The sequence below is a fragment of the Corynebacterium sp. genome (assembly GCF_043426755.1).
GTDB lineage: Bacteria > Actinomycetota > Actinomycetes > Mycobacteriales > Mycobacteriaceae > Corynebacterium.
Genome location: NZ_JBHWRP010000030.1, coordinates 1 through 13,040 on the forward strand (window position 1 = coordinate 1; position 13,040 = coordinate 13,040).

Here is a 13,040-nt window from a genome sequence, read left to right on the forward strand (position 1 = left end):
CAATGTCCGACCAGTCCCGCGCCGTCATCATCGGCAGCGGCCCCAACGGGCTGACCGCCGCCGCCAGGCTTGCCGCCGCGGGCTGGGCTGTCGACGTCTACGAGCGCAACGACCGGCCTGGCGGGGCCGCGACCAGTACCGACGATATTTTCCCCGGCCACATCGTTGACCTCGGCGCGGCTGGCCACCCGTTCGGCGTGGCTAGCCCGGCCTTCCGCGCGCTCAATCTGGAAGGTCACGGTCTGCGGTGGAAACATGCGCCCTATGAGCTGGCGCACCCGCTTGACCATGGCGAACCAGCCCTGCTCAGCCGCTCTCTCGACGACACGGCAGAGCGTTTGGGCGAGGATGCGAAAAACTGGACCCACCTGCACGCACCGGTGGTCAACCACATCGACGAGCATCTAGAGAACTTCTTGGTGCCCATCTTGCGCTGGCCCGCCCACCCAGTTCGCATGGCGCAGTTCGGCCTACCAGGCATCCTGCCTGCCGCAACGCTGGGAAAGACACTGTTTCAAACAGAGAAGGCCCGCGCCCTTCTTGCAGGCAGCGCGGTACACGCCATCACCTCCCCGGCGCGCGTCTTCACCGGGGCGTTCGGCATGCTCTTCGGCGGCCTAGGAATGACGCGCGGCTGGCCCGTGGCAGAAGGCGGGACCCAAGCCATCGTCGATGCGCTCACCAGCGTGATCACATCCAACGGCGGCACGATCCACACCAACGCTGAGGTCACCGACCTGCGCGAACTACCGCGTGCTGATGCCACCATCCTCAACCTCACCCCACGCCAAATCCTGGATCTCCGTGGCCTCAACCTGTCCCGCGCACAGCAACGCCCCCTGCGGCGCTGGCGCTACGGTACCGCCACTTGGAAACTCGATTTCCAGCTCGCAGAACCAGTCCCATGGAAAGACCCGCGCGTAGGCCAGGCCGCCACCGTGCACTTGGGCGGCGCCACCAGCGACATCGCCCGCGCAGAAGACGAGGCAGCGCGCGGACAGATGCCGGACACACCATTTGTCATGGCGTGCCAGCAGTATGTGGCAGACCCCTCCCGCGGCCTGACCCTGTGGACCTACGCCCACGTGCCCCACGGCTTCACAGAGTCGCGCCCGGGGCAGGTCGCTGAGGCGATCATCCAGCAAATTGAGCGCTTCGCTCCGGGTTTTCGGGATGTGATCGTCGATAAGCACGAAGCAAGCCCCGCGGAACTTCAAGCCTGGAACCCCAACCTCATCGGCGGAGACATCGCCGGTGGTGCGATGACCGGGTTGCAGACGCTGATGCGGCCCGGCATCGCCCTGCATCCGCATCGGCTGGCGCCGGGGGTGTACCTGGCCTCGGCCTCCACGCCGCCCGGCGCTGGCGTGCACGGTATGCCCGGCTGGCACGCGGCGGGGGAGGCACTGCGATGACCGCCCGCGATTGGATCGCCCTTGCCTCCTACGCCGGTATCGCCGCCGTGCTCGCGAGCCCGCTGCGCCACTACGTCGGCCCCATCGACGAGGTAAACCGGAAGAAGAACGACGAAGACTCCTTCCCACTGTCCACCTACCCGATGTTTTCCGCCTACCGGCGCGGACGCATCACCGTGCCGCACGTGATCGGACTGACGGCATCCGGCCAGCGCGTCAACCTGCACTATTCGAATTTTGGCTTGGGCGGGCTGAACCACACGCGCCGTCAGCTATCGAAAGCGATCCGCAAGAAACGCGCGGTGGAGGTAGCACAGACCTACGCCGATTCGGTGGCACGGCGGCCACGCGACAACGAGCGCGACGTGGTTGAAGTGCTTGTGGTGCGCTCGCGGTTTCTTTTCGACGACTACTTTTCCGGCAATAAGACCCCACAGGCTGAATCCATCCACGCCCGCTGTCTAATTGGGGGCCAGGCGGAGGCCGGGCCGGGTAAGCCGCTGCCACGAATGGAGGACTAAATGCACATCATGGATCTTTTTCGCCCGAATGCCCGCGCCGAGCGACCTGCCGTACTGCGCATCGGTTTCAACGGCTTCTCCGCAGTACATAACGCTTTAAGACGCCCCATCATCCGCGATATCCACCGCCAACCGGCCAACCGTTTCCACCCGGTGGGTGTGTGCCGCGTGCTGTCGAAACCGCTGCCCCCAAAGGTGGCCGACGCCCTCTTCGACACCGCCCAGGTAGTCAACGCCTTGGCATTGGTGGGGCTGGCCCATAAGGCGACCGGGCCCGCTAATGCATTGTTGCAACTGTGGACCATGACGTACCGCAACTCCTTTGGCATGATCCTGCACAACGACAACATGCTGGTCATGCAACAGATGACAGTAGGTTTCGGCCCCTCGGCAGACGCACTGTCGGTGGATGCGTGGGCCCGCGATCGAACCCTGCTGCCCGAAAAGTATTCGCGCTCCTATGGTGGGGTGAACACGCTGGCCAATATCGCTGCCACCGCCGTTTACTTCATCTCTGGGGTGGCCAAGGTGCGCAACGAATACGGTTGGGGCTGGGCCAGCGGGGTGGCCTTGCGCGAACAGGTCGCAGCCGACGCGGTACGCAAAGAAGTATTCGGCTCTGAGGTCCCCAAAGGCGCAGAGAAGCTCTATAACGCCAAGGGGCCCCTCGGTGTGTTAGCCGCCGGGGCGTTGGCCGTCGAGCTATTGAGCCCTCTGGCCCTGCTCAACCGGCGCGCCGGGCAAGTTTTTGCGCTGTCCGCCTGTGCCATGCACTGGGGAATTCGGTTAGTGATGGGGATCAAGTTCACCTACAACATGTCCGGTGTGAGCTATTTGGGCTATTTCCCGGTCGGCCCGGAGCTGCGCGCCCTCTAACGCACTTTTCGGCCGACAAATTCGCGAGATTTTGGAAAATCAGCGGAAATTGTCGGCTGAAAGTGTCATCGGCGGAGATCAGGCGGCGCTAGCCGACGATAATCTGCTCGCCATCCCTCTTCACCGGGTAGGTCTGGATCACAATGTCATCCTCTTGGAGCGAGGTGCCGTCGTCCAGGTAGAACTTCTGCTTCAGCATGGGAGAGGCCACGGTGGGGCGCCCCTCGTGCTCGCCAATGATGCCGCGGCTCATCACAGCAGCGCGAGAATACGGATCAATATTGGACAGCGCGTAGAGTTCGCCACCGACCAAATAGACCGCAACTTGCTCGTCGTTAGGCATGAGCACTGCTACGCCCAGGTTCTCTTCCAGTTTGGATGCGTCAAAAGAAATACTCATAGCTGATCTTCCTTACACAGTGGGCATGGGCAGTGGGACGATACGCCCGGTGTCCTCGTCGTGGCCGAACTGGACCGTCGGGTCCGGAGATTCTGGCGCGTTGACGAAGGACACGAAGCGGTTGAGCTTGTCGGGGTCTTGGAGGACGGCGGCCCACTCATCGGTGTAGTCGTCGACATGCTTTGCGACGAACGCGTCGAGATCCTTGGCTATGCCCAGGGAATCGTCCACGATCACACTCTTGATGTAGTCCAAGCCACCCTGGATGGACTCCTGCCACCGAGCGGTGCGCTGCAGACGGTCCGCGGTGCGGATATAGAACGCAAGGTAGCGGTCGATATAGCGGACGAGTTCTTCGTCGGAAAGATCCCCGATCAAAAGCTGAGCGTGGACTGGTGTGGCACCGCCGTTGCCGCCGACGTACAGGTTCCAACCCTTGTCGGTGGCGATCACGCCGACGTCCTTGCCGCGGGCCTCTGCGCACTCGCGCGCGCAGCCGGACACGCCCATCTTGAACTTGTGTGGTGCGCGCAGGCCGCGGTAGCGAAGCTCCAGCTTGATCGCCATCCCCACGGAGTCTTGCTGGCCGTAGCGGCACCAGTCGGTTCCCACGCAGCTTTTCACGCTGCGCAAAGATTTGCCGTAGGCTTGGCCGGACTCCATACAGTTGTCGACCAGCTTCTTCCAGATCGCCGGCAGGTCTTCCAGGCGGGCGCCGAACAAGACGATGCGCTGGGCGCCAGAAATCTTGGAGTACAGGCCGTATTCCTCCGCGACCTCGGCGATCACACGCATTTGGTGCGGGGTGATATTGCCCGCCGGCAGGCGTGGGCACACCGAATAGGTGCCATTTTTCTGGATATTGCCCAGGAAGCGGTCATTGGTGTCTTGCAGGGAGGCGTTCTGGCCCTCCAGAATGTGATCCGAGGTGGACAGGGACGCGAAGATGGAGCCCAAGGTGGGTTTGCACACCTCGCAGCCGCCGCCGGTGCCGAAACGCTCGATGAACTCGTCGAAGTCACGGATGCCGGTAGCCTGGGCGATCTGGAAGAGTTCAGTGCGCGACTGGTCGAAGTGTTCGCACACGCTGCGGGACTGCTCGATACCTTCGGCGTCGAGCAGCTTGCTCAGCAGCGGGATGCATGAACCACAGGCGGTGCCGGCGTTCGTGCACTTCATCAGGTCCTTGGTGGTGTGGTTGCCGTCAGCGATGGCTTCGCGGATGGCACCTTTTGATACGTCGTTGCAGGAGCAGATCTGTGCCTCGTCGGGAAGCTCGGAGACACCCACGGCCGGTGCGTCGCCGGCGGGGGCGATGAAGCTGACGGGGTCGCCGGGCAGCTCGGCGCCGACCATCGGGCGCAGCATGGAGTAATTATCGGCCTCGCCGACCAGCATGCCGCCGAGCAGGGTGTGCTTATCGGCATCCAGGATGAGCTTCTTGTACACGCCGGAGATCGGGTCATTGATCTGCAGCTCTACCTTGTCTTCGCTGTCAGAGAAGGCATCGCCGAAGGAGGCAACGTCCACACCCATCAGCTTTAGTTTGGTGGAGGTATCGGGGTCTTCGAAGTCCTTGATGGGGTTGCCGGTAAGGCGGGCGGCGGTGATCGCGGCCATCGAGTTGCCGGGTGCGACAAGGCCGTAGAGTTCGCCTTCGACGGCAGCGCACTCGCCGACGGCAGAAACGTGCTTGATGCCGGTGAAGCACTGGCGGTCCACCAAGAATCCGCCGCGTGGGCCCGTGGGCAGTCCAGAGCCCTGAGCAAGTTCATCGCGGGCGCGGATGCCAGCGGAGAAGACGACGATGTCGGTCTGGATTTCGCGATCGTCGCCCAAGTCCAAGATGACGGAGCCTTCGCGCTCTTGTGACGCGCGGATTTCACGCGTGGCGGCGTTGACGTGCACTTCCACGCCTAGCGCGCGGATCGCTTCTGCAAGCAGGTCACCGCCGGCGTCGTCGACCTGCAGTGGCATCAGGCGTGGCGCCATTTCGACGACGTGGGTGCGCACGCCCATCTTCTTCAAGGCGTTCGCGGCCTCCAGTCCGAGTAGACCGCCACCAATCACGGCGGCGCGCACGCGCCCCTCCTTGTGCTGAGAAACCTCTACGGCCTTGCGGATGCCGTCGAGATCTTCCAGGGTGCGGTACACGTGGCAGGCAGGTAGGTCGTGGCCGGGAATCGGTGGCACGAAGGCTTGGGAGCCGGTCGCCAGGATCAGCTCGTCGTAGGAGATGGTGCGATCGTCGTTAAGCGTGATTGTTTTTGAGTCAGGGTCGACGCTGGTGGCGCGCGAGTGCAGCACGTCGACGTGTTCGGGCAGTTGGGGTAAGTCAAGGGCGTTGGGGTCCCACGTCTCGGCATATTCGGAGAGATGGACGCGATCATAAGCCCAGCCGGGCTCTTCGCCAATGATGGTGATCTTTGCTTGCTTGTTGCGCTTCAGCAGTTCCTCGGCGGTGCGGTGGCCGACGGGACCGAAGCCGACAATGACGTAATGGGTGGTAGACATCGTGGTTAGGGCCTCCAGATAACGGCAGTAGGCGTCCTCAACATGCCCACCACCTGGTAGGTATTATTTTAGGATAAACCGTGCAAAATATGTGCGCTTTAGAGCGATTTTGTGAACGGCCACCCTCCTTGTTATAGTCACTGGCGAAGTTTGAACGGCTTAAACCGCCGTGCTCAAGTTTCACCGAAGACCGTCGGTTATCTCCCATAGTGGAGGTCGAAGGAGCTCCGAGAGGGGCCAACCCACGCAGGAGAAACGTGGCTTATTACATCGTAAGGTGTGCCTCGTGCTTCTGCACGGGGCGTTTTCTTTTCTCATAGGCACTTAATTGTCGCTTGCGAGGAACGAGCACGCGCTCCGGGCGGATCAAAACCAATGAAGCATTTGGAAGGAGGCGTGAAGATGGCAAACCCAAAGAACGAAGCAGAACTCGCTGCTCTGAAGGAGAAGTTTGCGGGCGCAAGCTCGATTGTCCTGACCGAGTACCGCGGTCTGACCGTTGCACAGCTCCAGCAGCTGCGTGGCGAACTGGGCTTTGATGTCGAGCTCCACGTCGCCAAGAACACCCTCGTTAAGATCGCTGCTGGTGAGCAGGGTATCGAGGGTCTCGATGAGCTTCTGACCGGCCCAACCGCTGTTGCCTTCATTCAGGGCGAGGCAGTGGATGCGGCGAAGGTTATGAAGAAGTTCGCCAAGGACAACGAAGCATTCGTCGTCAAGGGCGGCTACATGGACGGCAACGCACTGACCGCTGATCAGGTCTCTGCGATCGCCGACATGGACAACCGCGAGACCACTCTTGCCAAGCTCGCAGGCGCATTCGAAGGTTCCTTGGCCAAGGCAGCCGGCCTGTTCCAGGCACCAGCATCCAAGACCGCACGTCTGGTTGCTGCCCTGCAGGACAAGCAAGAAGACGCTGCTTAAAACAAGACTCTAGAACACACCACAATTTTTACTCAGGCCCACAGGTTGCGGCCTGAACAGAAAGGAAGCCACCATGGCTAAGCTCACCAAGGACGAGCTCATTGAGCAGTTCAAGGAAATGACCCTCATCGAACTTTCCGAGTTCCTGAAGGAATTCGAGGAGGTCTTCGACGTGACCGCTGCTGCTCCAGTTGCTGTTGCAGCTGCAGGCGCACCTGCAGGCGGCGACGCTGCTGCTGAGGAAGAGAAGGACGAGTTCGACGTTGTCCTGACCGCTGCAGGCGACAAGAAGATCGGTGTTATTAAGGCTGTCCGCGAGATCGTCTCCGGCCTGGGCCTGAAGGACGCGAAGGAAATGGTCGAGTCCGCACCAAAGGCTATCCTCGAGGGCGCAAACAAGGAAGACGCAGAGGCTGCAAAGGCGAAGCTGGAAGAGGCAGGCGCTTCTGTCGAGCTGAAGTAGTTCCGCTTACTGCTTGAAACCCCTACCGTTCGGAGTTGAAACTCCGGACAGTGGGGGTTTCCTTTTGTCTTGGGCGCGGCCTGTAGACTTCCACTTATGCTTCCAAAGTCCCGTATTTTTTCAGCGCTTCTCGTCGGCCTCGGAGTCGCCTTGATCGTCGCGGGGCTTGTGGCGCCAAGATTCATTGTGGGGGACGCACGCATGCCCCTCGACATGGAGAACCCCACATATACGCTTTACGACGAAAACGGCACCGTTGAGGGGGAAACAACGGGGGTCACGCGGCAACTGCACATGGATATTCAGAACCCAGCGAATGAGGACATGGCGTCCCTGCGCGTGGGGGAGACGTTATTTGAAGGCAGCGATGGCGCGGAATTTGATGCTCTGCTGAGCGCTCAAACGTGGAACTGGGAATTGAATCGTCTTACCGGTGAGGCCCTCAGCCCGGCGACGTTGTCTACCGTGATGGTGATGCCACCCGAGTCCGTGGAGATGGACGGGCCGTGGATTAAGCTGCCGACCGATTTCGACGAGGAAACTGCGGAGATTTTTGATCCGTTCCTGCGGGAAGCGGCACCAGCAACCTATACCGGTTCGAACGACGCTGGCGGTGCGGTGAACAATTACAGCCAAGTGGTTGAGCCGACGAACCTGGCCACCAAGTACCCGGCCATGAAAAACACGAAAACGGTGAACGACGAAGAGGACAATGCCGAACAGCTCTTCCTCACCTACGAGGCGGACAGGATCCTTATTTATGAGGCGAACACGGGGGTGCTCGTCGGCATGCATGAAGATGTGGACTTGTATTACGCGGATAGGGAAGGCAATCGCGTAGAGGACTATGTCTCCTACTCTGCGGCCACCGCGGACGATGGAGCGCGCGTGGACGAGCTCGCCAGTGTTCTTTCTCAATCTACGTCACGTACGATATCCGTCGTCATGATCGTGGTTGGCGCGGTCCTGGCGCTGCTGGGACTGATCGGAGCGTTGCGCCCCGATCGTCGTCAAGCGAAAAATTAATCCTCGCCCAGGACGCGGTACATGCAGCGGAAGGCTGCGAGAGTCTTCGGCACGCCGATATAAGGCATGAGGTGGACGAAGCACTCGGCTACCTCTTCCTTGCTCATGCCGGCTTGGTTCAAGGCAGTGGCGATGTGGCCCTCGAGCTGAGGCTCGGTACCGCCCATTGCTGCAAGGGCGGCCATGGTCAACATCTGGCGATCGCGCAGTTCGAGGCCTTCGCGCTGGTAGGTACCCCCGAAGATGCCGCCGACGACGAAATCCGATGCACCGGGGGCATAGCGGTCGAGCTGCTCCTTAAAGCCTTCGCCGGTATTGGTGTCCTCGATGAATTTCTGACCTTTGTCCATGGAAAACATGGGGATCTTCCTTTCTGTTAAAAAGCGTTATGGCCTCACCGTAGCAGGAAAATGCCTGTACAGGACCCTTAGGGCGAGTGAAGCGGTCGGAGCCGTGCGCCGTGTTATTGCAAAAAATAGGGGAGTCGGTGCTAGAGTTCCCTGCAGCACCAATCGGCGGGCCCACGCGGTGGAAAGACGGCATGGCGTGGAGCGGTCAGGGTGGTTAGTTTTTCGTTCGCCTTTACAAGCGCCGACCTATCGTATAAGGTAGGTCTTTGCGCTGGAAGCCGTCTCCGGCGACACTGAAACCTTGTTCACGGCTGATTTGGAAAAATCGACTTGACAAGGTGATTTTGTGCTATCCGGGGACGGAACTTCCACAGCAGACCGAATGCTAATTATCCAGCGGAATTCCTGAAGATTGTAAAGCCAGAGCAATCGGAGGGACCCGCGTGAGGTGCTGGAAGGACCCATCTTGGCAGTCTCCCGCCAGACCAAGTCAGTGGCCGATATCCCCGGAGCCCAGAAGCGGTACTCGTTCGCGAAAATCAGCGAACCGATCCCCGTTCCCGGGCTCCTTGACGTACAGTCCGAATCCTTTTCGTGGCTCGTCGGAACGCCGGAGTGGCGTGAACGACAGCAGGAGTTGCGCGGACCAGATGCCCGCGTAACCAGTGGCCTCGAGGACATCCTCGATGAGCTTTCCCCGATTCAGGATTACTCGGGCAACATGTCCCTCTCCCTGTCGGAGCCACGCTTCGACTCGGTGAAGTACACTGTCGACGAGTGTAAAGACAAGGACATTAACTACTCTGCTCCGCTTTATGTGACCGCAGAGTTCATTAACAACGACACCCAAGAGATCAAGTCTCAGACGGTGTTCATCGGCGATTTTCCGCTGATGACCGACAAGGGCACGTTCATTGTGAACGGTACCGAGCGTGTCGTCGTGTCGCAGCTGGTGCGTTCACCAGGTGTATACTTTGACGAAACCATCGACAAGTCCACCGAGCGTCCATTGCACTCCGTGAAGGTGATCCCTTCCCGCGGTGCATGGCTCGAGTTTGACGTCGATAAGCGCGATACCGTGGGTGTGCGTATTGACCGTAAGCGTCGCCAGCCTGTCACCGTGCTGCTGAAGGCACTGGGCTGGACCGAGGCGCAGATCAAGGAGCGCTTCGGCTTCTCCGAGATCATGATGACCACCCTCGAATCCGATGGCGTGGCCAACACCGACGAGGCCCTGTTGGAGATCTACCGCAAGCAGCGTCCAGGCGAGCAGCCGACGCGTGACCTTGCGCAGTCTCTGCTGGAGAACTCGTTCTTCAACGCGAAGCGCTATGACCTGGCAAAGGTTGGTCGTTACAAGATCAACCGTAAGCTGGGCCTCGGCGGCGACCACGACGGTCTGCTGACCCTGACCGAGGAAGATCTTGCGACCTCCCTCGAGTACTTGGTGCGCCTGCACGCAGGTGAGCGTGAGATGACGTCGCCAACGGGCGAGGTCATCCGGATCAACACCGACGACATTGACCACTTCGGTAACCGTCGTCTACGCACTGTGGGCGAGCTGATTCAGAACCAGGTCCGCGTGGGCTTGTCCCGCATGGAGCGTGTCGTTCGCGAGCGCATGACCACCCAGGATGCGGAGTCGATCACTCCGACCTCCCTGATCAACGTGCGCCCAGTTTCTGCTGCGATCCGTGAGTTCTTCGGTACCGCGCAGCTGTCGCAGTGCAGGGACCAGCCCAACTCCCTGTCGGGCCTGACGCACAAGCGTCGCCTGTCCGCACTGGGCCCTGGTGGTCTGTCCCGTGAGCGCGCCGGCATTGAGGTCCGAGACGTGCACCCATCGCACTACGGCCGCATGTGCCCGATTGAGACTCCGGAAGGCCCGAACATTGGCCTGATCGGTGCGCTGTCTTCCTACGCCCGCGTGAACGCGTTCGGCTTCATCGAGACTCCGTACCAGAAGGTCGAAAACGGCAAGCTGACCGACCAGATCGACTACCTCACCGCAGACGAGGAAGACCGTTTCGCGATTGCTCAGGCAGCAACCGAGATGGACGACGAGGGCAACATCACCGAGGAGCGTATCGAGGTCCGTATCAAGGACGGCGATATTGCGGTGACCGACGCACAGGGTGTCGAGTACCTCGACATTTCCCCACGTCAGATGGTGTCTGTCGCAACCGCCATGATTCCGTTCCTGGAGCATGACGACGCTAACCGTGCCCTGATGGGTGCCAACATGCAGAAGCAGGCTGTGCCGCTGCTGCGTGCTGAGGCACCTTATGTGGCAACCGGTATGGAGCAGCGCGCTGCATACGACGCAGGTGACATGGTTATTTCTGCGAAGGCGGGCGTGGTCGAGAACGTCTCCGGCGACATGATCACCATCATGGACGACGAAGGCCAGCGCGACAGCTACCTGCTGCGTACCTACGAGCGCACCAACCAGGGCACCTGCTACAACCAGCTGCCACTGGTCAACATCGGTGACCGTGTGGAGGCAGGCCAGGTCATTGCTGACGGCCCAGGCACCAAGGATGGCGAAATGTCGCTTGGTCGCAACCTGCTGGTTGCGTTCATGCCTTGGGAAGGCCACAACTACGAGGACGCCATCATCCTGAACCAGCGCGTCGTGGAAGATGACATCCTCACCTCCGTCCACATCGAAGAGCACGAGATCGATGCCCGCGACACCACGCTGGGTGCCGAGGAAATCACTCGTGAGATTCCAAACGTTGGCGAAGATGTCCTCAAGGACCTCGACGAGCGCGGTATCGTCCGCATTGGTGCAGATGTGCGCGACGGCGACATCCTCGTCGGTAAGGTCACCCCGAAGGGCGAGACCGAGCTGACCCCAGAGGAGCGCTTGCTGCGCGCCATCTTCGGTGAGAAGGCCCGCGAGGTGCGCGACACCTCCCTGAAGGTGCCACACGGTGAGACCGGCAAGGTCATTGCAGTGCGTCGCTTCTCTCGCGAGGACGACGACGATCTGAGCCCAGGCGTGAACGAGATGATTCGCGTCTACGTTGCCCAGAAGCGCAAGATCCAGGACGGCGACAAGATGGCTGGCCGCCACGGCAACAAGGGTGTCGTCGGCAAGATCCTGCCGCAGGAAGATATGCCATTCATGGCTGACGGTACGCCTGTGGACATCATCCTGAACACCCACGGTGTGCCACGTCGTATGAATATTGGCCAGGTCCTCGAGGTGCACTTGGGCTGGCTGGCGAAGGCTGGCTGGACCGTGAACCCAGACGATCCTGCGAACGCGAAGCTGCTGGAGACCCTGCCTGAGGCGCTGTACGACGTGCCGGCAGACTCTCTGACCGCTACTCCAGTGTTCGATGGCGCAACCAACGAAGAGATCGCAGGCCTGCTTGCGAACACCAAGCCGAACCGTGACGGCGACGTCATGGTCGATGGTGACGGCAAGACGGTGCTGTTCGACGGCCGCTCCGGCGAGCCATTCGATTTCCCGATCTCCGTGGGCTACATGTACATGCTGAAGCTGCACCACTTGGTGGATGAGAAGATTCACGCTCGTTCCACGGGCCCTTACTCCATGATTACCCAGCAGCCGCTGGGTGGTAAGGCACAGTTCGGTGGCCAGCGCTTCGGTGAGATGGAGGTGTGGGCAATGCAGGCATACGGCGCTGCCTACACCCTGCAGGAGCTGCTGACGATCAAGTCGGATGACGTTGTTGGCCGTGTGAAGGTCTACGAGGCCATCGTCAAGGGTGACAACATCCCTGACCCAGGCATTCCGGAGTCCTTCAAGGTCCTCCTCAAGGAGCTGCAGTCCCTGTGCCTCAACGTTGAGGTCCTTGCTGCAGACGGCACCCCAATGGAGCTGGACGGCGATGACGACGATGACCACGCGGGTTCCTCCCTGGGCATCAACCTCTCGCGCGACGAAGGCTCCTCAGCAGATACCGCATAACCGCCAGGCGGGAGTGCCCTCACGCTCCCTCAGTTCACCTTCACTAGGTGGAGCCAGGGGAGCGCGGCGGCACCCTCTGAACCGCATTTAGACTCTGAAATTTTTCGCAATCGATCCTCCCGAATGGGAGGTGAAAGGGAATTTACGTGTTTGACGTAAACCTCTTCGACGAGCTCCGCATCGGCCTGGCCACTGCCGACGACATCCGCCGCTGGTCCCATGGCGAGGTCAAGAAGCCGGAGACCATTAACTACCGCACGCTCAAGCCTGAGAAGGACGGCCTGTTCTGCGAGCGTATTTTCGGCCCTACCCGTGACTGGGAGTGTGCTTGTGGCAAGTACAAGCGCGTCCGTTACAAGGGCATCATCTGTGAACGCTGTGGCGTTGAGGTGACCAAGTCCAAGGTTCGCCGTGAGCGCATGGGCCACATTGAGCTCGCCGCACCGGTAACCCACATCTGGTACTTCAAGGGTGTCCCATCACGTCTTGGCTACCTTCTGGACCTTGCTCCGAAGGACCTGGACCTCATCATCTACTTCGGTGCGAACATCATCACCAGTGTCGATGAGGAGGCCCGCCACAGCGATCAGTCGACCCTGGAAGACTCG

The 13,040-nt window shown here is 60.6% G+C and carries 9 protein-coding genes and 2 pseudogenes; 8 read left to right on the forward strand and 3 right to left on the reverse strand.

The window, feature by feature from the left end; all coding sequences use genetic code 11:
- Positions 1-2 precede the first annotated feature (2 nt).
- The 3 genes and pseudogenes from ACHFGA_RS02870 to ACHFGA_RS02880 all read left to right on the forward strand — a co-directional run.
- A pseudogene (locus ACHFGA_RS02870) lies at positions 3-1,409 on the forward strand (phytoene desaturase family protein); the annotation flags it as partial.
- Positions 1,410-1,411: 2 nt separating this feature from the next.
- Positions 1,412-1,936, forward strand: a complete 525-nt coding sequence (locus ACHFGA_RS02875) for a hypothetical protein (RefSeq protein WP_394280933.1) — start codon at positions 1,412-1,414, stop codon at positions 1,934-1,936.
- A 9-nt stretch (positions 1,937-1,945) separates the two neighbouring features.
- Positions 1,946-2,812: a hypothetical protein gene (locus ACHFGA_RS02880; RefSeq protein ID WP_394280934.1), complete on the forward strand. Its 867-nt coding sequence runs from the start codon at positions 1,946-1,948 to the stop codon at positions 2,810-2,812.
- 88 nt (positions 2,813-2,900) lie between these two features.
- Here ACHFGA_RS02880 and nirD read toward each other — a convergent pair whose 3' ends face one another.
- The gene (gene nirD, locus ACHFGA_RS02885) at positions 2,901-3,212 is read right to left on the reverse strand and encodes a nitrite reductase small subunit NirD (RefSeq protein ID WP_394280935.1); all 312 of its coding nucleotides are present in this window, start codon (positions 3,210-3,212) and stop codon (positions 2,901-2,903) included.
- A gap of 12 nt (positions 3,213-3,224) precedes the next feature.
- Complete coding sequence (nirB, locus tag ACHFGA_RS02890) at positions 3,225-5,726, reverse strand: nitrite reductase large subunit NirB (protein ID WP_394280936.1); 2,502 nt, start codon at positions 5,724-5,726, stop codon at positions 3,225-3,227.
- Between the two features lie 402 nt (positions 5,727-6,128).
- On the opposite strand from nirB, the gene rplJ reads away from it, so the two are divergent.
- The 3 genes from rplJ (at position 6,129) to ACHFGA_RS02905 (ending at position 8,139) form a co-directional block, all read left to right on the forward strand.
- A complete protein-coding gene (rplJ, locus tag ACHFGA_RS02895; protein ID WP_394280937.1) occupies positions 6,129-6,650 on the forward strand; it encodes a 50S ribosomal protein L10 in 522 nt (173 codons plus the stop codon).
- A 73-nt stretch (positions 6,651-6,723) separates the two neighbouring features.
- The gene (gene rplL / locus ACHFGA_RS02900) at positions 6,724-7,113 is read left to right on the forward strand and encodes a 50S ribosomal protein L7/L12 (RefSeq protein ID WP_394280938.1); all 390 of its coding nucleotides are present in this window, start codon (positions 6,724-6,726) and stop codon (positions 7,111-7,113) included.
- A 96-nt stretch (positions 7,114-7,209) separates the two neighbouring features.
- Positions 7,210-8,139 (forward strand): DUF3068 domain-containing protein, encoded by a 930-nt coding sequence (locus ACHFGA_RS02905; RefSeq protein WP_394280939.1) that lies wholly within the window; start codon positions 7,210-7,212, stop codon positions 8,137-8,139.
- Here ACHFGA_RS02905 and ACHFGA_RS02910 read toward each other — a convergent pair.
- On the reverse strand, positions 8,136-8,498 hold the full coding sequence (locus ACHFGA_RS02910) for a carboxymuconolactone decarboxylase family protein (protein ID WP_394280940.1): 363 nt from the start codon (positions 8,496-8,498) through the stop codon (positions 8,136-8,138). The genes ACHFGA_RS02905 and ACHFGA_RS02910 overlap by 4 nt on opposite strands.
- 439 nt (positions 8,499-8,937) lie before the next feature.
- Between ACHFGA_RS02910 and ACHFGA_RS02915 the strand changes: the two genes are divergently transcribed.
- Both ACHFGA_RS02915 and ACHFGA_RS02920 read left to right on the forward strand, forming a co-directional pair.
- On the forward strand, positions 8,938-12,432 hold the full coding sequence (locus ACHFGA_RS02915) for a DNA-directed RNA polymerase subunit beta (RefSeq protein WP_394280941.1): 3,495 nt from the start codon (positions 8,938-8,940) through the stop codon (positions 12,430-12,432).
- A gap of 146 nt (positions 12,433-12,578) precedes the next feature.
- Positions 12,579-13,040 (forward strand): annotated as a pseudogene (locus ACHFGA_RS02920) (DNA-directed RNA polymerase subunit beta'); the annotation flags it as partial.

Coding starts and splice junctions, on each gene's coding strand:
- rplL (WP_394280938.1), top strand. CDS start 6,724: ATGGCTAAGCTCACCAAGGACGAGCTCATTGAGCAGTTCAAGGAAATG.
- ACHFGA_RS02910 (WP_394280940.1), bottom strand. CDS start 8,498: ATGTTTTCCATGGACAAAGGTCAGAAATTCATCGAGGACACCAATACC.
- nirB (WP_394280936.1), bottom strand. CDS start 5,726: ATGTCTACCACCCATTACGTCATTGTCGGCTTCGGTCCCGTCGGCCAC.
- ACHFGA_RS02880 (WP_394280934.1), top strand. CDS start 1,946: ATGGATCTTTTTCGCCCGAATGCCCGCGCCGAGCGACCTGCCGTACTG.
- ACHFGA_RS02875 (WP_394280933.1), top strand. CDS start 1,412: ATGACCGCCCGCGATTGGATCGCCCTTGCCTCCTACGCCGGTATCGCC.
- rplJ (WP_394280937.1), top strand. CDS start 6,129: ATGGCAAACCCAAAGAACGAAGCAGAACTCGCTGCTCTGAAGGAGAAG.
- nirD (WP_394280935.1), bottom strand. CDS start 3,212: ATGAGTATTTCTTTTGACGCATCCAAACTGGAAGAGAACCTGGGCGTA.
- ACHFGA_RS02905 (WP_394280939.1), top strand. CDS start 7,210: ATGCTTCCAAAGTCCCGTATTTTTTCAGCGCTTCTCGTCGGCCTCGGA.